The 19,332-nt window shown below is 29.5% G+C and carries 24 protein-coding genes; 1 reads left to right on the forward strand and 23 read right to left on the reverse strand.

What is annotated here, in order from left to right:
- Nucleotides 1–295 precede the first annotated feature (295 nt).
- The 23 genes from B7R67_RS15795 to B7R67_RS15905 form a co-directional block, all read right to left on the reverse strand.
- Complete coding sequence (locus B7R67_RS15795) at nt 296–682, reverse strand: DUF5071 domain-containing protein (protein WP_088071950.1); 387 nt, start codon at nt 680–682, stop codon at nt 296–298.
- An 82-nt stretch (nt 683–764) separates the two neighbouring features.
- Nucleotides 765–1,010, reverse strand: a complete 246-nt coding sequence (locus B7R67_RS15800; RefSeq protein WP_088071951.1) for a cytoplasmic protein — start codon at nt 1,008–1,010, stop codon at nt 765–767.
- An 83-nt stretch (nt 1,011–1,093) separates the two neighbouring features.
- Complete coding sequence (locus tag B7R67_RS15805) at nt 1,094–1,981, reverse strand: GNAT family N-acetyltransferase (RefSeq protein ID WP_088071952.1); 888 nt, start codon at nt 1,979–1,981, stop codon at nt 1,094–1,096.
- Nucleotides 1,982–2,264: 283 nt separating this feature from the next.
- Complete coding sequence (locus B7R67_RS15810; protein ID WP_088071953.1) at nt 2,265–2,663, reverse strand: hypothetical protein; 399 nt, start codon at nt 2,661–2,663, stop codon at nt 2,265–2,267.
- Nucleotides 2,664–3,024: 361 nt separating this feature from the next.
- Nucleotides 3,025–3,798 (reverse strand): hypothetical protein, encoded by a 774-nt coding sequence (locus B7R67_RS15815; RefSeq protein ID WP_088071954.1) that lies wholly within the window; start codon nt 3,796–3,798, stop codon nt 3,025–3,027.
- 657 nt (nt 3,799–4,455) lie between these two features.
- Nucleotides 4,456–5,073 carry a hypothetical protein gene (locus tag B7R67_RS15820; RefSeq protein ID WP_088071955.1) on the reverse strand — a complete coding sequence of 206 codons (618 nt, stop codon included), beginning with the start codon at nt 5,071–5,073 and terminating at the stop codon, nt 4,456–4,458.
- Between the two features lie 688 nt (nt 5,074–5,761).
- Nucleotides 5,762–5,935: a DUF4926 domain-containing protein gene (locus tag B7R67_RS15825; RefSeq protein WP_088071956.1), complete on the reverse strand. Its 174-nt coding sequence runs from the start codon at nt 5,933–5,935 to the stop codon at nt 5,762–5,764.
- Between the two features lie 56 nt (nt 5,936–5,991).
- The gene (locus B7R67_RS15830) at nt 5,992–6,354 is read right to left on the reverse strand and encodes a hypothetical protein (protein WP_088071957.1); all 363 of its coding nucleotides are present in this window, start codon (nt 6,352–6,354) and stop codon (nt 5,992–5,994) included.
- A 549-nt stretch (nt 6,355–6,903) separates the two neighbouring features.
- The gene (locus B7R67_RS15835) at nt 6,904–7,200 is read right to left on the reverse strand and encodes a hypothetical protein (protein WP_088071958.1); all 297 of its coding nucleotides are present in this window, start codon (nt 7,198–7,200) and stop codon (nt 6,904–6,906) included.
- Between the two features lie 208 nt (nt 7,201–7,408).
- Nucleotides 7,409–8,248, reverse strand: coding sequence for a TetR family transcriptional regulator (locus B7R67_RS15840; protein ID WP_088071959.1), 840 nt, complete (start codon nt 8,246–8,248; stop codon nt 7,409–7,411).
- An 88-nt stretch (nt 8,249–8,336) separates the two neighbouring features.
- Nucleotides 8,337–8,633 (reverse strand): hypothetical protein, encoded by a 297-nt coding sequence (locus B7R67_RS15845; RefSeq protein ID WP_088071960.1) that lies wholly within the window; start codon nt 8,631–8,633, stop codon nt 8,337–8,339.
- A 401-nt stretch (nt 8,634–9,034) separates the two neighbouring features.
- The gene (locus B7R67_RS15850) at nt 9,035–9,388 is read right to left on the reverse strand and encodes a hypothetical protein (protein ID WP_088071961.1); all 354 of its coding nucleotides are present in this window, start codon (nt 9,386–9,388) and stop codon (nt 9,035–9,037) included.
- A gap of 187 nt (nt 9,389–9,575) precedes the next feature.
- A complete protein-coding gene (locus B7R67_RS15855) occupies nt 9,576–9,938 on the reverse strand; it encodes a hypothetical protein (protein WP_088071962.1) in 363 nt (120 codons plus the stop codon).
- A 240-nt stretch (nt 9,939–10,178) separates the two neighbouring features.
- Nucleotides 10,179–10,691, reverse strand: a complete 513-nt coding sequence (locus tag B7R67_RS15860) for a DUF3231 family protein (RefSeq protein ID WP_208615663.1) — start codon at nt 10,689–10,691, stop codon at nt 10,179–10,181.
- 557 nt (nt 10,692–11,248) lie between these two features.
- Complete coding sequence (locus B7R67_RS15865) at nt 11,249–11,908, reverse strand: DUF6897 domain-containing protein (protein ID WP_088071964.1); 660 nt, start codon at nt 11,906–11,908, stop codon at nt 11,249–11,251.
- Between the two features lie 251 nt (nt 11,909–12,159).
- Nucleotides 12,160–12,672: a group-specific protein gene (locus B7R67_RS15870; RefSeq protein ID WP_235822186.1), complete on the reverse strand. Its 513-nt coding sequence runs from the start codon at nt 12,670–12,672 to the stop codon at nt 12,160–12,162.
- A gap of 218 nt (nt 12,673–12,890) precedes the next feature.
- The gene (locus B7R67_RS22400) at nt 12,891–13,322 is read right to left on the reverse strand and encodes a hypothetical protein (protein ID WP_208615661.1); all 432 of its coding nucleotides are present in this window, start codon (nt 13,320–13,322) and stop codon (nt 12,891–12,893) included.
- 157 nt (nt 13,323–13,479) lie between these two features.
- Complete coding sequence (locus B7R67_RS15880) at nt 13,480–13,701, reverse strand: hypothetical protein (protein WP_088071966.1); 222 nt, start codon at nt 13,699–13,701, stop codon at nt 13,480–13,482.
- Between the two features lie 436 nt (nt 13,702–14,137).
- Entirely contained in the window at nt 14,138–14,602 is a 465-nt protein-coding gene (locus B7R67_RS15885; RefSeq protein ID WP_208615662.1) for a DUF6980 family protein, read from the reverse strand.
- Between the two features lie 112 nt (nt 14,603–14,714).
- Nucleotides 14,715–15,125 carry a DUF6678 family protein gene (locus B7R67_RS15890; RefSeq protein WP_088071967.1) on the reverse strand — a complete coding sequence of 137 codons (411 nt, stop codon included), beginning with the start codon at nt 15,123–15,125 and terminating at the stop codon, nt 14,715–14,717.
- A gap of 118 nt (nt 15,126–15,243) precedes the next feature.
- Complete coding sequence (locus B7R67_RS22405; protein WP_088071968.1) at nt 15,244–15,429, reverse strand: hypothetical protein; 186 nt, start codon at nt 15,427–15,429, stop codon at nt 15,244–15,246.
- A gap of 279 nt (nt 15,430–15,708) precedes the next feature.
- Entirely contained in the window at nt 15,709–16,458 is a 750-nt protein-coding gene (locus B7R67_RS15900; RefSeq protein WP_407920404.1) for an SDR family NAD(P)-dependent oxidoreductase, read from the reverse strand.
- Nucleotides 16,459–16,584: 126 nt separating this feature from the next.
- Nucleotides 16,585–17,034: a MarR family winged helix-turn-helix transcriptional regulator gene (locus tag B7R67_RS15905; protein WP_088071969.1), complete on the reverse strand. Its 450-nt coding sequence runs from the start codon at nt 17,032–17,034 to the stop codon at nt 16,585–16,587.
- Between the two features lie 398 nt (nt 17,035–17,432).
- Between B7R67_RS15905 and B7R67_RS15910 the strand changes: the two genes are divergently transcribed.
- Nucleotides 17,433–19,154: a methyl-accepting chemotaxis protein gene (locus tag B7R67_RS15910; protein WP_088071970.1), complete on the forward strand. Its 1,722-nt coding sequence runs from the start codon at nt 17,433–17,435 to the stop codon at nt 19,152–19,154.
- The last annotated feature ends 178 nt before the right edge of the window (nt 19,155–19,332 follow it).

The raw sequence follows: 19,332 nt of genomic DNA on the forward strand, positions 1-19,332 counted from the left end.
CTTATAAAATTTAACAATAAATTTCTATCTTAGTTATTTATAATTTTTTTTGAAAAAATTAGGGGCTTGTACCAGCAAATTTTTCTTAATAACATACGATATATAGATACACCTCTTCTTAATAAAAAGGTAGCTGATTGTGGGCAGTTGCCTTTTTATTTATATATCTTCCTCTTGTGAAATTATCCACTTAAACAATTCTGCCATTATGTTGAAAAAGAAAAAGCCACCTGAATTGGCAGCTGGTATTCAACTCATGCGCCAGTTAGTTTAATAAGGGAAATTACATATTTCTTTATAATGTACCTAATATTTCTAGAGCTATTTCATCAAGTTCTTCTAATTGTTCATCTGGTGTTGGTGAATTTGCTAATTTCTCTAATTCATCTTTAAATAAAATCTTTGAGTCTATTGGCAATTTCTTAACTAATTCAGATAAGCACCAGTATTTCCAAATATAATCATCACTTTGTAGCACAATTTTTATATAAGGAACAATTTCACTTGGAAAATTTAAGAGTAATTTAGCAGTCTCCTTAGCAATTGGCCAATTCATATCCTGTATCCATTCAAGAAGATTCGGCAACACAGGAATAAGATCAGATTTATTTAATTGTTTTAGCTCATTTACCCTTTCAAAATCAAATTTATCTCTTGGTAATAGATTACTTATTTCATTCAAGTTTATTTCCACCTTAAAAACTAATTTTTATATTCGCTCATTTTCTTAAGTAACTATCGCGCCAGTTAGTTTAACAAGAATTTTAAAACCAAACCTTATGCATTCCTTTTAGAAACAGTTCTGTGATAGGGAACCCAGAACTTTCTCCAATAACAGAATCTATTCCACAATATGGACATATTGCAGTTTTTTCATTATCGCACCATTCCGTAATTTCTGAGGGACTATATATTTTAATGCAGTAAAAACAACCACATAAGTTGTCTTTTTTTAATTCATTTCTATGATGACTACTAAATCGATGTGCTTTTTCAAACTGTGAATCCATCGGAATTCTCCTTAAATATCATTTTTAACTACAATTAATTAATGAACTAAAGCGCTCATTAGTTGATTAACAATAATACTTATTTATGCATGAGATGTAATTGGAAAGTAAAAGTGTTTAGGCAATTCCTTTAAATAAGGTCGAATAAATAAGGTATCATCGCTTTGTTTTATAAGTTCTGTTTTAATACTATTATTATGCTCCGGTGTAAAATGAAAATGAACAGACTCTGTATCACTATTAACTATCTGATATAGAATTTCATTTATATTAATTTCATCCTTAGTTAAAAAATCAAATAAATGTAGTTCTTTTCCTTCGTGTTTATAAATTAAAATTGAATCTTTTTCTTCAATATAATAAATCGAATTATTAAATAAGTACATAATGTAGACCATCATTAATGGCTGAAAATCTACTACGCCTAATATTGATGATATTGATTTTCTTTCGGTGGCTAATCTTTTCAAAATAGTAAAATCATCCTTATTAGTAGGATTTAATGAACGTATTGAAAATAATGAACTAGACGAGTTTTTGAAATCAGAAACGTTCATATAATAACTGCTTTCTTCCACTTTGGTAAAGCCAAATTTTGGATAAAAATCCATAACAGTTTTATTTGCGAATAAATATAAAAAATCATATTCTGATTCATATTTCTCGATTATATGGTTCATCAATTTAGCTGATAATCCTTGATTACGATAATCTGGATGTGTCATAACAGTGCCAACTTGAATAGCTTTATATTCCTGATCATTAATAATAACCTTCATCGTGTTAATCGAAGCATTTGCTATCACTGAATCATCTTTAATATATGAATAACAAATATATTTATTTGTCCAAAACCCATTGTTATACCAATGGCTAAAATCAATTCCGAATGTTTGTTTAGCTAGTTTGTTGAAACTTTCTCTATACTTGTTTATATGTTTATAGTCGCTAATTAATTGATATTCACTCATACTATTACCCCAACAATTCCTCAAATTTGTTTTTTGTAATAATACTAGTGCTTAATAAGTTTCATCATAAAATACAACCTCTTTTTCTGAAAATTAGAAATAAACAACTCTTATCATAACAAATTTTCTCTATAAGAAATAGATATTAATTACCTGTTTCATTCTAAAAAAGTAAACTCTTCTTACAACGATTCAGTCATATAGCACAAAAAAGACCGACAATATCGCCGATCATGTTGTTCAACTAAAGCTCTCTTTAGTTCAATAAGCTATTTTTATTTTTCTAATTAACTTTGCCCCTTTTACTGAATATATCAAGTATAGTTAGGTCAGCTTTTCCACTTGGTAATCTAAGTAAAAAAAGCAAATGAAAATATACATAAACAAATAAAAACAAACCTACTCCAATACAAATAGGTACGATAGAGTATAGAAACAATTGAATTAAGTAGGTGTAAAGTAATCTCTGACTACTTATTTTCCTTTCAATTAAGTCAATGACTAATGTAACTGGAATACCTATCACAACATAGACTAGAAACATTATAGATGATACAAATAGGACACCCATCCCATGTGCATATGCTAAATTTTCTTCACTATAATTCTCTGGACCCATATAAAATGGCACTACATATATCAATAAAATGGAAACAAAAATGGCTAATAAAATCTTTTTCACTATACTACCTCTATTAATATTGAATTAGAACACACAGATTAAAATATTCTAATGTGATTTTATCATTTTTGAATTATTAGTGAGTTGATTTTTTATAATTATTTATTATTCCTTATTAAACTAATTTGTCAGTTTAAAAAATAAAAAAGACCACGTAGCAGTCTTTATGTTATCGAACTAACGCACTCATTAGTTCAACAATGTCGATAAAGTAAATGAAGATATTAATAGTACAATAAAGGATAGGAATTGCAGAAAAATGTTTCCTGCTTTCCTATCCTTCTTATGCTTTAAAGAAAAATTCCTCGAAAAGTTTGCGGCATTTTTCTTGAAGTATGTGTTTTTCAAAAAAATCTGTTTACTACCTATTTGTCATTAATGGTAGTTCGTACTGTTCATAATCAAGAGTGCCATCACTACTTTTTATATCAAGATAAACATTACTACTATTTTTTAATACCTTACGATAGTCTGATAATCTAAAAGTAAATGAAATAAATTTTTTCACATCCATTGTAGGAGTGTTTTTAGGAATTAAATCAATTACTTTAATTGGAATATATTCATTATTGCCCTCTATTAATAGAATTAACCCTTGGTCGACAGGAGTATACTCTCTTATAGATATAAATCCATATATTTCGTCATCCCAGTTATATTTTGTCTTTTCTAATACTATATTAATAGGATAAAATGACAAGTACTGCTCTATAAATTGGTTTCTCAATTTTTTACTTATATAAAATGTAGACTGTTTCCCGTCATACTTGCTTGTATCATGTTCAAATGTCCAACCATATTCAGCAAAGATTAATTTTACTTTGAACGTATTTGGTTTTTTTATTTCATATATTTCCTTATTGTTTTCACCTTCCATTAATAAATCTAGTGCCCACTGGTAATCAGTATTATTTAAATTTACTTTCTGGCCAATATTTTCGTCATTAATATTCACACTTAAAGAATCAATAAAAAAATCTGGATCTTTTTCTTTCACATACTTTAGATTCAATCTTTTAATTGAAATTTGCTCTCTTTCCTTATCCGGTTTATTGCAGTTGACAAATATAAAACAGGATAAAAGTAATAATGCAATTAATACTATGCTCATCTTGAATTTTGCTATCTTTTTCAATTAAAATATACCTCTACTCTATTATTTTACTTCAATTATATCACTCCTTATTTCACTAAACTGCCAAATACTAAAACAAAAAGCAGCCAATGGCTGCTCTTAATATTCAACTAATGCAATCGTTAGTTGAATAAGGAAAACTATATTATTAATAAATAGTATAGTTATATCTTGGTACTTAAAAATATTAAATGAACCTTGAATCGATTTTTTTCTTAATTTTTTGTGGTTTTTTGTAAAATACAGATTGTTGTTTCAACATCCCTTAATAAATAAAATTTATTTAGAGCAAACAAAGTTGGCGGATAAATGTATTGGGTGAAAAATACTTATGGAAAAGTTGTTTTACCAACAAATGATTTATTGGAAGCTGTCAAAATAAGCCTATTGTAAAGGAATGCTATTTGAAGGTAAGGATCGTCTTTTTGCAGAAGGACAAGAAATTATCTTAAAGAACATTTTAATTTAGTTCTAAGTACACAACAAGGAAGTTGGATGAATGGGTGAATTTATCTACCAATGACTGTATTTATTTCTTTAGTTTTAAAATCTTTTGTTTCAGCTCTCTTTATCTTGATTATAAAAAGACTGCCGGTAAATTCAATAATTTCGAATCTTGTCGACAGTCTGAGTAATATTACCAATTTGGAACTAATATCATCTATCTGGAATATACGTTGTAATAACACCAGTTTGGTGTTCATAAGAAAATGAAGTATGGAAGGTATGGCTGGTTTTTATAGCTAGACTCCCAGAAGTATTGCTTACTCGCAGTCCAGGCCTTGTTACAAATGGATCCTGCATATAATCCCATGTATGTGTCCATATCCATCTTCCATATTTATCAGCAATCGATGATACATTATCTGTATATACTGAACCTACATTAAAACTCCAAGCATTACCTGTAGTAATACCTGAAAGATTTACAGATACATCAAAGCCTGCGTCATCATATGGACCATATGATAGGATTTTTTGAGAAGAATAATTTACATCCATACGTGACTTTTGGATATTTATTCTATAATATGTTGCTTCGAATTGGTTAAATGCTTTAATATCCCATACAGAACCTGTCACTCCGTCAATATTGGCAGAAGATGATTTTCTGTCAAAATGTAAAGTTGAAGTAAAAGTTCCAGTTTTAAGCCCAGTGAAGGGATTAGTATAGTCCCATGAATAAGTTTTATAATAACCTCCGGATGGTTCGGCTACAACCGAAAGGATAGAGGCTGTACCAGAATACACCTTGATATAACTTGGAAGTTCCATAATTCATTCCTGTATTTGACAATTATCCGTCCAAAATGAGGTTGAAAAAGGGGACTGGGGAAAGCCCTAACAAGCGCGTTGGGTTACCTTACGTAAAGCATAGAGATATTTCGCACCTGAAGATATTAAACATTTTTTTGAAATATCTTCCTATAAAGCTAGGTTGTATTTTTACGAGATACTCGGTTTCAAGAATTGCTTTATGATTATGAGGAGATGAAACATGTCCTTCAAGAACAATTTCGTCTAATGCAATTAGAGGATGAGGCAGTAAGTGGATTGATAAGTATAGTGTTTTTAATTAATAAAACACTTAATAAAGGCAAAAAAATAAGGAATGGAAGCAGAAAATATTCTTCTGTAATTCCATCCTTTTATTTGTATCATCCAAAAATATCTTCATTTACTTAACAACATAGTATACCTATACGGACCAAAAAAAATTTTTATTAGTTGATATTGGTAAAATTGCTAATAGAATCAGTCTGTCTTTGTTTTTATCTTCATAAATCATTTTCGGTACGTATGTAAATTTAGTTTCGTTTCCACAAATAAAGAATGAGTGTGATTTAACAAGATTGTTCAAATCACACTCTTAATAAATTCAAATAGAATATTCGGGTTTAAATTTACTATAATAAAAAAAGAACAGCCTTTGGCTGCTCATGAACTTCAACTAATGCTCTCGTTAGTTAATTACCAATTTTATTGCACCCGAGAAAATAGTTATCCCCTTACTGCCGGATATTTCCACTTCAAAATGGTGTTCATCCCAAACCTCTAATATCGTTCCAATTTGTCCCTTAGTAATACCTTTAGAAGAGGAGTCCTTTGTAATTCTAACTACATCAAATTGTTTCATGTCATCTACCTCACTCAGTAAATAAGTTTTGTTCAACTAAAGCTCTCGATAGTTCATTAAGTAGATTTAATTTCGATATTCACACAGGTAATCTGGCAATCCATCATTGGTATTACCATTGAACACTTATAAAGGTTTATACCGTTAATTTCTATGTCCTCTATCTCTATATCATGAAAAAAGAAGTCTCTCTCACCTGGTTTTTGAGGAACAGTTCCTTTCATTCCTTCTAGCCAAGTATTTATATTTACCGAAAAACAGTCTTTGAAAATAACCGTACAATCACTATCCACGTTTTTGTATTCTCCATATTTCATAATTACTGTATGAGATAAATGGTCATACGATAAGTCTTTTAAATGTGCATCAATATAGGTTGTATCAAGCTGTTTCATAAGATTTTCAGAACTTAATCTCAAAATGAGTCCTCCTAATAACATCAAAATATTTTCTTTATTTATTTTAAATTCACTTTAATTATATCATCACTTATTCAACTAAACTGCCAGTTAGCACAATAAAAAGAGCCACAAAAGTGACTCTTAATCTTCAACTAACGCTCTCGTTAGTTGAAGAAGGTACTTATTTTGGCTTTTATAACAGTTTAATAATTAACTCCAGGTTTCACCATTTCCTTCTGTTAGGTTTCGAATACAAAAATGTTCTAAATTATGTTGGTTCTAATTCATTTCTTTAATTTCCTTAACGTAATAGCTATATACACTAAAGCAATAGTATTGACCAACTCTAAAAGTGGTCTCAATTTAAACACTATAAAAGATAAATAACTCATTTTTTTCATCCTTTTTATTTAAGTTATTATTTCAAGTACTAAGAATTATGACACGTATTTATATATTCCATTTAATTCCAATATTACCTTTATGTAATTTCAATAATAAAAGCTGCATTATGCAGCTCATGATGTTCAACTAAAGCGCTCGTTAGTTGAATTAGAAAATTACATTTTAATAAAATAAAATCCAGTTATAAACAAAATAACTTAATGGAATTAATACTAAATGTGCTATAAATATCGACAAAGAATATTTATTATTCTTACTAGCAAATCCAAATAAATATTTCAATATAATTGAACCAAAAATGGCTATGAACGCAAGAAATCCAAAAAAGATAAGATTTACTGTTTGTTCAGACTCTAAACTATCAGTCATAAATCCACTTATTAAATAAACTGGTATGCTAAACGGGAAAACAACAATAAAAGATAATAGATAAAGTATATATCTTAATTTTAATTTCATTTTAAATAACTCCGATTCCTAATCAAATAATGTATATCATTAATTATAACAGCATTAGTTAATATATTTTTTCTTCTTCCACATTCCTCCAATAAACTACAATAAAAAAGGAGTCGCAGATAGCAACTCTTGATTTTGTTGAGCTAATGCGCTCGTTAGTTGAATTAGATCTTTAACTTTTTCGTATTACAAAAACTGTAATCAATGTTTATGAAAAATTGAATTCATCATCTTTTATTATCTTATGTAATCTTATAAATTTATCTGAAATAGACATGAAATGGTTACTTTCTCCATTAGCTAAACCTCTTGTTATGCCATCGATTCTCCCTATCATTTCATATTTTTCCTTCCCAATTTCCCAACAATAAAGCTTGCCTTTCGAATCATAGCCACCACAAAAATATGCATACTTACCTCTTATGCTTATAGCATGTGAACCACGAAATTTTACTGGGACTTTATAAATTTTTATTTCTCTTGATTCAGGGTATAGTTGTAACAATGGAAATTCAGAATATGGAAATACCCATATAGACGAACCCTTTCCTTTAGAAATTGCATAACAATCATCTATAATCGGACATTTTAACAAGTCAGAGTGATACCTAAAAATAATTTTACCTTCTAAGCTGAATAACACTAAACCCTCTGTAGAAATTCCACTTCCAAAAACCCCTTCATCAAAATAACTAATCCAAATACCTTCCTTACCTACTTCGACATCTTCTACACCATCTCCACAATTAAAGGAATCTACTATCTTACCATCTATATTTAAAATAAAAACATTATCCTTTTTTAACTCTTCCCGAGAATCGACAATAACAATTGTCTCCCCATCTACCCATCTTACAATTGGAAAATCTACCTTAAGATTAATTGAAAGAAAATTTTCATCATTAAAGAAGAGAATATACTTCTTTTTTTCCTTAAGAAGTACTATTAGTCCATATTCATCTTTCCAATCTGCATCTATTATTTCGTACTTCTCAAAATTAGATTCTACTTTTGAAAATACAAGAGTATCAAAAATTAAATCATTCAAATTATTCCCTCCAAACAAGTTTAAAGACTGATACTCATCCCTTTAAAATTAAAAAATAACAGTCGTTAATTGTATGAATATCAAAGAATTAACATTTATCCTTGATAAATTTCACGAGATTTCTCCATTCTTCTTCAGTTACAAATAAAGTTTGCGTTGCACAATACTCGTTTCCAAGTTCATCTCTAAATCGAACCATCCAAGAAGTATGATCCTGTGAAAAGACACTGTTGGGATCTTTAAAAGCATCGACAAAATAAACTTTCTGTCCAATCGAAAAATCAATAAAGCCAATTTCATCATCATCATTTTCAAAAATAGGTAAACTGAAATCTATTACAATAAATAGTATATCTTCTTTTTCACTTGTATTTATAACTGACAATATTCATTCTCCTAACTTCTAGTTTCAGCATATGTACCTCGGCACTATAATTTTAGCATCATTTCTTTCGCAACTATACTGCTAAATACATAAATAAAAAGCAGCCAATGGCTACTTTTTATCTTCAACTAACGCATCCGTTAGTTCAATAAAGAATATAAAATTGAAAGGGGGATCATTCCCATTTTTAATTTGATTAAACTCCAGTCCAACCTCCATATTTATTAGTAAATGTATATTGTCTTTTAACAAACTGTTTTGAAGAATCTCTTGTTACTACAATAAAAGTGTATTTTCGTTCTTCAATACCTGACATATCTCCTTCATCCCAAGATCCTTTTCTACTTATTGCCTTATTTTTTTAATTTCCCCTTCAAGTCCAGTATCCATTTTAAATTGTTTTAAAAACGTTTCTCTAATTCTATTGTTGTTTGTTCGTTAAAGTAGAGTTTTTTCTCAATAGGTTTATATAATTTCTCAACACCTACAATAATCCCAATAAAGCCTATCATCGTAAAAACAAAGGCAATAATGGCTCCCTTTTTAGAGATTTTATTGAGTTTTGAAAGAATAAAAAAATACAAAGCATATGGTGGGCAAAAAACTGCGACAGGAATAAAAAACGTAAAAATTGCTATAAGCAAATATCCATAAAATAGATCAAGTGACTTTAATATGTCGAATCCAAAGGCCGCAATAACAGTTAAAATAAATGGTAAACAATAAAAAATTGTTGCTTTAAATGATATTTTCATTTGAATACACTCCAGAAGTTTAATAATTCTACTTTAATTTAAATCCTAATATTAAGAGATTTCAAGACATATCGTAATAAACACACCACATGAAGTGGTGTGCCAATTGAATCTTATCAACTTAAATATGAAAAAAGAGCTGCTTTCGCAACTCGATGTAATTGAACTAACGCAATCGTTAGTTCTATTATTTCAACTCAAAAGATTCTACATTATGGTCCCACTTTATTGTTACTTTAAAAACATCTGAATCCTTAGTGACAGAGCAACCTGAACAAGTAGTTTTCATTGTAATGACTGGTTCATCACTTTCACTTGCTGTTCGGCTACTGTCTCCTGTACGTCCTTCGATATTAATTTCTAAATTTTTTTTCATTTTTACTCCATCTTTGAAACGAAATTCAAATTGACCATCTTCCCTAGTCCCAGCAATATTTGCTGTATTTATGCCTTTCCAATGCTCGCTTTCACCTTTGAAATGAAGGGATTCATTGGTACAACCAACTAACACTAACACAGTAACCAAAATTAATAAGTAAATTTTTCTCATTTCTCATCCCCTCTATACCATAATATGTTAATTCTTGCTATTAAATGATATTCTCTTCTCTAAGTATTAATGAAGTTATTCTGTTTAACCAAACTTATATCGAAAAAGAGGAAGATCGATTTATGATCATCCAATTTTTTTCATTTTTGTTCAACTAAAGCGCTCGTGAGTTCAATAAGAAAAGAGTAGAAAAACAGATATTTATATCTGTTTTTCTACTCTTTTACAAACTTCTATTATTTATTGTTGTTTTGTTTCATGATGAAGTGGTGGTGGAACTAGCCACCCCTTATCTTTCATAATTTGTAATAATGCTGCACCATCTTTTGCTTTTTTCGCACCCATTTGCCCATACAATAAAGCAACATCTTCACGAATTGATTGACTCATTCCTTGGCTGCTTGCCACAACACCTGCTGCAATATCTGCAGCTACCATATAAGCTATTTGAGCATCTTGCAGTCTTGCTCCTACTGGTATTTGTTCTAAGTCAGCTTCAGGTCGTTCAGCTGGAGTAGGAGGAACCACAATATCATTATTTAATAATAGTTCTTCGATTTCTTTAATTGAAGGTTTGATTGATGATTCAATCACTTGTTTTAAAAAAGATTTTAACTCCTGATCACCAGTATGGTTTATATATACTTGATGCCCATCAAGTGCTGCTTTTGCAACAGATAAAGCGCTCCATAATCCGTATACTTCTCCATAATGTAAAGGTTCATTTATTGGATTATCACTTAAAATGCCCATTATAATCTGACTTCCCTTCATTATTAGATTCATTCTATTCTCCTTCCAAAAGAACAGTCACAAGGTATATTATTTATTTAAAAGGAAACTTTATTCATATCAAGTTTTGTTTTTAACTATATTTACCATGAGAATGTTTAAGGCCAATTATGCATAATATTAATGTTCTCTTGAACCTCAACTGATAATCTAATAATAAAGTTGGTGATCGGGTATAATCCAATATCTAACCCTGCAGATTAAATGGTGAAATATCAATTCCAACTTTGACTTAGATTATTAGGAAAAATTACAAAGCCTGATTTCATATTTTTGTTCTGTCTTTAGAGTAACATTTCTTTAAAAAAAGTTAGATTTAAATCAATCACCAAATCTAAAACACTTTGTAATTTTTCATTAGAAATATAAAAAGAACTTCTATTGAAGTTCTTTTTATATGATATCATTTTTATTTCAATTCGAAGATTTAGAATCGTTACACTCGATTGAGTTACTGTTGAAATCTCAAGTAAAAATTTCACTCGTATTATTTAATTGCAATAACATCTTATTTCATTTTATGGAACATGTATGGATTTAATATGACTAAGCCTTAAGTAATTGATTTCTCCACTGGCTTGTACCAATTCAATCAAACTATTATCTACTTTGTTAAGCAAACCTATTTTCATTGAATCACTTCCACCATCAATTACTATTATTTTCCCTTCTATTTTTTTTAGTTGAGACTCGAGAGAATGTGACATAGGTCCATTCATCAGATCATCAGGAAAGCTTTCTTTAGTTAAATTATATGGATTTCTATTTTGATTGTAGAGCCTTAGCCATTTTAAATGAGCTAAAGACAAATACATAGTTTTGAAAACAGGGGAATAAAAAACTAAATAATCACTTAAGATATTCAAAATATATCCATGAAAAGTAAGATTACTTTTCACACTAATTTCAACAAAATTTCTTTTTACATTTGTTAATATATTTCGATATGATATAACATTCATTTCTTTCATAATTGAATCTTCAATCGAATTCACTATTTTGTCTCCTGTCACATTACTTATGCTTATAATATGAATTAAAGGAATATAATAATACTCTTGTCCATTGTATAAAACTAAAATGTTCTGCCCTTCATCAGTAAGGATTCCCTCAAAAGACTTATCTCCAGCTAATTTTACATTAACTTGTTTTCCAATTAAGTTTGTTAAAATACTCATTATTACCACCTCATAATGATTTAAAAGCAGCCTGGCCAAATATATATCTATTCTTAAATGTAAATTTTGCTGACTACATATGCCTATTTAAACAGATTTTTTTATTTGAATTTCTAACCATAATTGTCAAATATCAATCCAGGACTATTTTTTAAGCTGTAATTTAAACAACAGAAAAAGACCACAAAGATGTGGTCTTAGGAATCTTTATTAACTAACGCGCTCGTTATTTCAATAAGTAATAATAATGATTACTTGTAGCTCTCACTCCAATTTATTACCTCTGCATCTAATACACTTACTTCTCCTAAACTTAAAATGTGAGGAATAAATGGAAACATCCCAAACTTATTGCCTTTCTTATTTTCTTCCTCATAGTAATTTCGGGTATCTATTGGAAGCTCATACATTTCTTCATATTCCTCTATATCTATAAAATGAACATCTTCGCTATTTATTTTCTCAGCAGGTCCTAAATATTTTTCTTTACTGTATAAATAAACCACATTCTTATTATTTACTAAGTTTTTAGTCGGGATCTTATAAAACATTAAATCCGTTTTCATTTTAACACCAACAGTTCTTAGGGCATCATAAACAAGATGCGGATGTAAGGGTAATAAATGAATAACATCATTCCACAGGCAATTCAATTTTGGAATTTCTTTTTCCAAAAGTTTTGGTCGTTCAGGGTGGTCATAGTATTTGCTTGCATACTGTTTATATAGTTCTGAATCCAAAAGCTTTATTTTATTTAAGGACATGAGTGTTTCTCCACTCATATTTTTTGGAACCATATGATAAACGAGTTTAATAAAATCTCCCCCTTTTTTCGTACTTTTTCATATTTCTATTTTCATTTAGTTTAGTCCTTCTTATTGAACCATATTGCCAGCACAATAAAAAAAAGACCAACTTAATAGTCGATCATGTTGTTTAACTAACGCGCTCTTTAGTTGAATTACTATGTAATAGTTTCAAATTAATTTCGATGACTTTTTAAGCTGTTTAGCCAATCATTATAGAAATTTCGTTGTTCAAGAATGCTAACAAAATTTAAAGTATTATCGCAATCAAAAATATCAACTAAATCCTTTAATAAGGCTTGTTTGCCAAAACTTAATTTATATGCTAAACGTCCGCTACCCATTGATAGTGCCATTGGATATGGATACACATTTAATGCAGATCCATTACAGATAATTTGAATATTCTCTTCTTCTAAATCCTGTCTCAGTTTTTCTAGTGCCTCAAAAAAGTTATCACCAATATATCTTCTTTCTTTTTGTTCTAATTTAATTTTCAGCATAACCATATCTTCATCTTCTGGTGCTTCTTCATATAATTCTATTAGTACTTCTATTAGTTTGTCTCCTTGGAAAATTAACTTGATAATTTTTTCCTCTTTTAACAATTAGAACACCTCATTTATTTTCGCTAAAACCTGTATATCTATAAGTCTAATTATATCATTCCTTATTGAAAATCCTGTCAGTTTGCACAATAAAAAGAGCCACAAAAGTGACTCTAGATCTTAAACTAACGCGCCAGTTAGTTCAACAACACTATATTTATGGAAGTGGCTTTTCTGGCCGATTCGGACAATAATAACATGTAGGATCTCCACATTTATCTTCTGTCCATATATTACACTTAGGACAGAAATACGCATCAAAATCTTCATAGTAAATAAAACTACTCTTACATTTAGAGCAGTGTTGTGTCTTATCAATAAAACCTTCTACTTCAAATCCATCTATTATTACAAAGTCATCTTTTTCTTCGATTCTCATTATAAGCTCCGTTCTATATCTAATAGCTATTTATATAAATGTTCTTCAACTAAAGCGCTCGTTAGTTGCATAAGGTTGGAGAAAAAACTTAATTATTCGTTTTAGTTAACTTACTATTAATTGAAAGTAAGATACCAATAATTACACCCAATAATATACTAATTAAACCATAGGGAGTTATGTCAGTGTCTCCATTGCCGGCAGCAAATATAAAATACAAAATATAAAAAATAAAGCTTGATAAAGTGCTAACTGCTATATAACTAAATAAATTCATGATGAATAATATCTCCCTAATTTTTTCTTAATTATAACTAAATTATTGTACTTTCCATAGAGTTTCAAACTATTCTAATCGATCCAACCCGATAAAAAAATCGACTAAACTGTCGATAAAGTTGTACAACTAACGCGCTCGTTAGTTACATAAAATCACTTATCTGTACCATTCATCAGTCTCAAATTTTTCAGGAATATTTTGTTCAAATGGGTTATTTAAACCTAAACTTTCAAGTGTTTCCCACCACATATCCCTTTTTGATTGTGGAAGTTTATTTCCACACCAAGGACAATGTTTGATCATAATAAATGAGTTTCCACCATCTTGAATTGGAATACCGTACTCATCAAATTTTTTGTTATGAATTATGACTACATCAGGATTTTCATAAGGGTCCTTGTCTAAACCTTTAGAAAGATGGTAAGCCATTTCAGTGCAACAATATTTGTTAACATCCATGCCTTTCTCAATTGCTTTCTGTTCCATATCCCAAATTCCGCATAATTCACAATCATAATAATGCTCTTGATATTGTTTATATTCTTCCGTATCCCAAACCGATTGGTCTAATGGAAACTTATTATATCTTTTGTAATTATCTCTATATTTTTTACAATCCATTTTTTACTCCTATTTGTAGTTAAGTATTCTTAAGTATTCAGTTTCAAAGTTTATGTAACTAACGCGCCAGTTAGTTGAATAAGAGAATAATAAAGAATGGTTCACTGTTTTATCAGTAGGTAAGGTTTTCAGTACTTTTAACGTATCCATAAATGTAAATTGAATTATTTTTATCAAGATAAGGAATCTTAAATTCCTTGAATATCGCTATTAATTCTTTTTTTATATCAATGATTTTAGGTTCAAGTAGTCCCCCTCGTTCTTCAATGTAACTCGGTCTAACTCTAATCCATTCTATTAAATAGAACGGGCGTAATCCTTGTTTCCAATCTCCCCATGTCCATAAATCTTCAAAGTTTTCAGGAAAAAGCGTATCTTCAGTAACGTACTTAACTTGATAAGCAGGTGGGAGTGGTAAGGATTCCAAAATAGCATTGTATAATTTTTCCCATTTAGTGTTATTCATTACTGAAGATAATTGTTTTGAAGTAATTATTGTTTGAACTTTTTGTTTATCTTCCATCATTACCTCCAGAAAATTCATAGTAATAAGTTACATCATAAACTTATCAACTTAATATATCTTGTTGAACTAACGCGCTCGTTAGTTGCATAAGAATTATATACTTATACATAAATACCTATTTCTTAGTAGAGGAATTCTTTCTAAATATACCATAAATAAAAAGTGCGACTCCCCCTCCAAAAGCGCCAGCAAAATGAGTACTTCTTAAAGTATCATTCATAAGAAACGCTGTTACTAAAAAAGCTAGTACAAACGAAATACTCAATAAAAAATTTGTTAAAAAATATTTTCTTGAAAGCATGATTTACTCCAATCTTTTTATTATCTCTAATATAAGTTCCATATATTTACAGCAAATCCTTCTTCAACTAAACTGCCATTTAGTTTAAGTGTAATCCTTCACAATCTAAGAATAAATTTTACTAATCTAAAAGGCCAGGCATAATAAAAACCACTAACGCAATTCAAATAATAGCATTAGTGGTTAGAACGATTTAGTTACCAGTATATTACATTCCATAAAGTACTTTTTTATCTAAGAAACAACTCTTTCGTCAAGTAAAGAAAACTTTCAAAAATCCTATTCTTCATACATCATTTTTCTTGTCATTCCACCATCTATGATAATATTTTGACCGTTTATGAAATTATTATCGGGGTGTGCTAAGTAAAGACAGGCTTTTGCAATATCCTCTGGTTTTCCAACTCTGTTTGACCAATGTTGTAGATGGTCTGTTTCCTTTAATCCTTCATAATTTTCCGTTTGGATCCATCCTGGACTAATGCAGTTAACTGTAATCCCTTTTGGTTGAAGTGAAGAAGCGAGTGAGTGTGTAATCGATACAATCCCACCTTTCGATGCAGCATATGCTTCTGAGTTGGGCTCGGACATTAATGCCCTTGTTGATGCTATGTTTATGATTCTTCCACCATGTTCCATCACTTTAGCAGCTTCTCTAGAAGCAATAAAAACACTACGTAAATTTGTATTCAAAATTTTATCCCATTCGTCTACTGATAAATCAAATAATGGTTTAAATACTGATATTCCAGCATTATTAATTAAAATATCTAATCTACCTAACTTTTCTATGACAGTCTGAATCAGATTAATAATGTCTTCCTCTTTACTGACATCTGTTTTATGAAAAATAGCTTTTCCACCATTTTTTTCAATTTTTTGAATGACATTTTTCCCTTTATTCTCATCAAGATCAGCTATGAAGATATTTGCACCTAATTTTCCAAATAACAATGCAATACCCTCGCCAATTCCATTTGCAGCTCCTGTAATAATTATTGATTTTCCTTTAAAATTTTTATCCATCATATTATATACCTCTTTTTTTAGTATTACTTATATATTTTCCAACTAAAAAAATAAATGTCATCAGCTTTTTAAAAAAAAAGTTACCATCCGGCAACTTTTAATCCTATCATTTCGAATTAAGAATTCTCAACTTTGAAGTTGATTATTTGGTAATCCAACCTTTTTTAATAAATAAATTAACATTTCTTTTTCTACAGGATTTATTTCCGAGAATAAATTATTGATCATTTCTTCATGTATTGGAAAAATTAAACTAACTACCTTTCTGCCTTCATCTGTTAAGGCCGCATAAATAACTCTGCGATCTTTGGGACAATTAATTCGCTTAATATACCTTCGTGACTCCAATTTATCTAGGACATACGTCATATTGCCACTTGAAATTAAGATTTTCTTTCCAATTTGTTGGATCGGTTGGTCTCCTTTATGGAAAAGTAATTCTAATACAGCAAACTCTGTTAAATTTAGTCCAAAACATTTTATATTATTTATAGAAGCATCAGTTAAAAATCGATTTGCATTACTGATTTCGGTGTATAATTGGAGCGAATTAGTTGAAATTTGTTTACTAGTCATTTCATTTCAACACCTTTCAAAATATCTCTCGAATTAAAGATAATTTTAAAGTATTTTAACGGAGTAGTCAATCTGTGATTGGGATCAGTTTTTAGAGTTAAGTAAATAGCTTCAATTTCTAGTTTACATAACAATATTATTAACCCCTTTCATTTTTACGATTAAATTCAATTCCAGCTAATTCTCTACCAAACGATACTACCCGATTCACTATCACCATAAGTATCTTCACTACTAATTTATCCGAAATACTCTAATTCTTTTATAACAATCTAAGCATTAAAAATTACTAATTTTAATAAATTATTTTGACTATTCATTAAAATGACATATAATAAGTAAGTGTCTATTTTACCATAATATTCCAATTTATTTTTAGTAAAGAAAGAGGTTTGCACATGAATAAAAGCATTAAGTTTAAAATGCTATTTGTTTTTACAACATTAATTTTAATTTCTGCACTTTTGTTAAGTATTACTTCCTACCTTACCTCATCTAAGTTAGTCATTCAGTCAGTAAGTAATCAAGCCAAAACGATTGCATTAAATGCTGTTGAACAAGTAGACATCCCAAAATACAAAGAAATCATTTCAACATCAAGTCAAACTGACTATTATCAAGAACTGAGAACTAAATTAAATGAAATTCGTGAAACGAATGGCCTTTTGTATCTTTATACGATGAATCGAACTGAAACAAATAATGGTTATGAATATCGTTATGTTGTTGATGGTATGCCGATGGACAAAAAGGACGCTAATTCATTAGGTGATAAAGAAGATGTGAGTGAATTTCCCCAATTAGCAAATTCATTTAAAACAGGTAAAATTACTGTTGGTGAACTGAGTTATTCAAAAAAATACGGGGCTGTACTTTCTACATATGTACCGATAAAAGATAATTCGGGTAAAGTATTAGGAATTTTAGGTGCTGATTTTGACGCTACAAAAATTTATCAAACAATGCAACATAATAAAATTAGAATGTTCATTATTACTGGATTAATCTTACTAATTAGTCTACTTTCTATTTACTTATTCACTCATTATTTAGTAAGCCCTATTACAAAGTTAACGAAATTCCTTGAACAAGTTGGCCAAGGTAATCTCTCTAATTCTTTTAGTATTCATCGAAAAGATGAGATTGGTAGATTAGCAACTTCAGTAAACCAAATGATTACTGATTTAAGATCAGTAATTTTGGCAATTAATACTAATACATTAGAAGTTCACCAAATTACTTCTGATTTATTAGAGCAAACGAATGAGACTAAAGCTGCAAGTAAGTTGATTGCTTCAACGATGGATTCTCTATCGAATGATTCAACAATGCAATTCAAAAGTTTAGAAGAAAATGTGTTTGTAATGGAAAATATGACCGAGGGTGTTAATCAAATCGCTCAATCAGCTTCTAAAGTTGCCGAGTTCTCGAATTTCACTTTAGAAGAAGCAGAAAATGGAAATAAGAAGCTAATAAATGTAATCGAACAAATGAAAAAGATTAGTAGTTCAGTTAAGAATTCATCTGATAGTATTAAAGTATTAGAAAAGCAATCCAGTGAGATCGCCTCTATTTTAACAATTATCCGAGAAATCTCTGCTCAAACAAATTTACTAGCATTAAATACTGCAATTGAAGCAGCTAGGGCTGGTGAAAATGGAAAAGGATTTGCAATCGTCGCAGATGAGGTTCGAAAACTAGCAGAGCAATCTGAGTACGCTACAGAAAACATCCAATTATTAATTGAAAAAATAATAAGTGATACAAATAGAACTGTAAACAACATGAACACCGTTTCAGAAGATGTTGAAAAAGGAATTGATTTTGTCGAAGATACGAATACCGCATTTGATAAAATTTTACATGCAATTGAAGGCGTTGTAAGTCAAATGCAAGATGTTTCAGCTTCATCCGAAGAAATGTCGTCATCCACTGAAGAAATTACCGCAGCAAATATTGAAATTGCAAATATCGCCAAAAATACAGTTGCAAGCACAACTGATACTGTAACCGTAACAACTAACCAAGATCATTTAGTATCAAACATGAGTTTATCAATTGAAAAACTAGCTGAAATGTCTAACCAACTAAAATCATTAACACATCGATTTAAAATTTAATGATTTGCAATTAACGTAAAAAATTGAAAAAGACAAATGTTTATTCATTGAAATGACTTTATTAAAATTTATGTTTATACTTCAATTAAAACATTGATCGACTGAGTGAAGCACTTTTATTCATGGAGTAGAATGGAACGAAAGGATGCCCGAATCCTATGGGAAATGCGGAAAGGCT

This window comes from Gottfriedia luciferensis (assembly GCF_002156865.1).
Classification (GTDB): Bacteria; Bacillota; Bacilli; order Bacillales; family Bacillaceae_G; genus Gottfriedia; species Gottfriedia luciferensis.

Coding starts and splice junctions, on each gene's coding strand:
- B7R67_RS15905 (WP_088071969.1), bottom strand. CDS start 17,034: ATGACTAGTAAACAAATTTCAACTAATTCGCTCCAATTATACACCGAA.
- B7R67_RS15850 (WP_088071961.1), bottom strand. CDS start 9,388: ATGAAAATATCATTTAAAGCAACAATTTTTTATTGTTTACCATTTATT.
- B7R67_RS15855 (WP_088071962.1), bottom strand. CDS start 9,938: ATGAGAAAAATTTACTTATTAATTTTGGTTACTGTGTTAGTGTTAGTT.
- B7R67_RS15870 (WP_235822186.1), bottom strand. CDS start 12,672: ATGTCCTTAAATAAAATAAAGCTTTTGGATTCAGAACTATATAAACAG.
- B7R67_RS15865 (WP_088071964.1), bottom strand. CDS start 11,908: ATGAGTATTTTAACAAACTTAATTGGAAAACAAGTTAATGTAAAATTA.
- B7R67_RS15900 (WP_407920404.1), bottom strand. CDS start 16,458: ATGATGGATAAAAATTTTAAAGGAAAATCAATAATTATTACAGGAGCT.
- B7R67_RS15800 (WP_088071951.1), bottom strand. CDS start 1,010: ATGGATTCACAGTTTGAAAAAGCACATCGATTTAGTAGTCATCATAGA.
- B7R67_RS15860 (WP_208615663.1), bottom strand. CDS start 10,691: ATGGGCATTTTAAGTGATAATCCAATAAATGAACCTTTACATTATGGA.
- B7R67_RS15910 (WP_088071970.1), top strand. CDS start 17,433: ATGAATAAAAGCATTAAGTTTAAAATGCTATTTGTTTTTACAACATTA.
- B7R67_RS15890 (WP_088071967.1), bottom strand. CDS start 15,125: ATGGAAGATAAACAAAAAGTTCAAACAATAATTACTTCAAAACAATTA.
- B7R67_RS15880 (WP_088071966.1), bottom strand. CDS start 13,701: ATGAGAATCGAAGAAAAAGATGACTTTGTAATAATAGATGGATTTGAA.
- B7R67_RS15805 (WP_088071952.1), bottom strand. CDS start 1,981: ATGAGTGAATATCAATTAATTAGCGACTATAAACATATAAACAAGTAT.
- B7R67_RS22405 (WP_088071968.1), bottom strand. CDS start 15,429: ATGCTTTCAAGAAAATATTTTTTAACAAATTTTTTATTGAGTATTTCG.
- B7R67_RS15885 (WP_208615662.1), bottom strand. CDS start 14,602: ATGGATTGTAAAAAATATAGAGATAATTACAAAAGATATAATAAGTTT.
- B7R67_RS15825 (WP_088071956.1), bottom strand. CDS start 5,935: ATGAAACAATTTGATGTAGTTAGAATTACAAAGGACTCCTCTTCTAAA.
- B7R67_RS15820 (WP_088071955.1), bottom strand. CDS start 5,073: ATGGAACTTCCAAGTTATATCAAGGTGTATTCTGGTACAGCCTCTATC.
- B7R67_RS15835 (WP_088071958.1), bottom strand. CDS start 7,200: ATGAAATTAAAATTAAGATATATACTTTATCTATTATCTTTTATTGTT.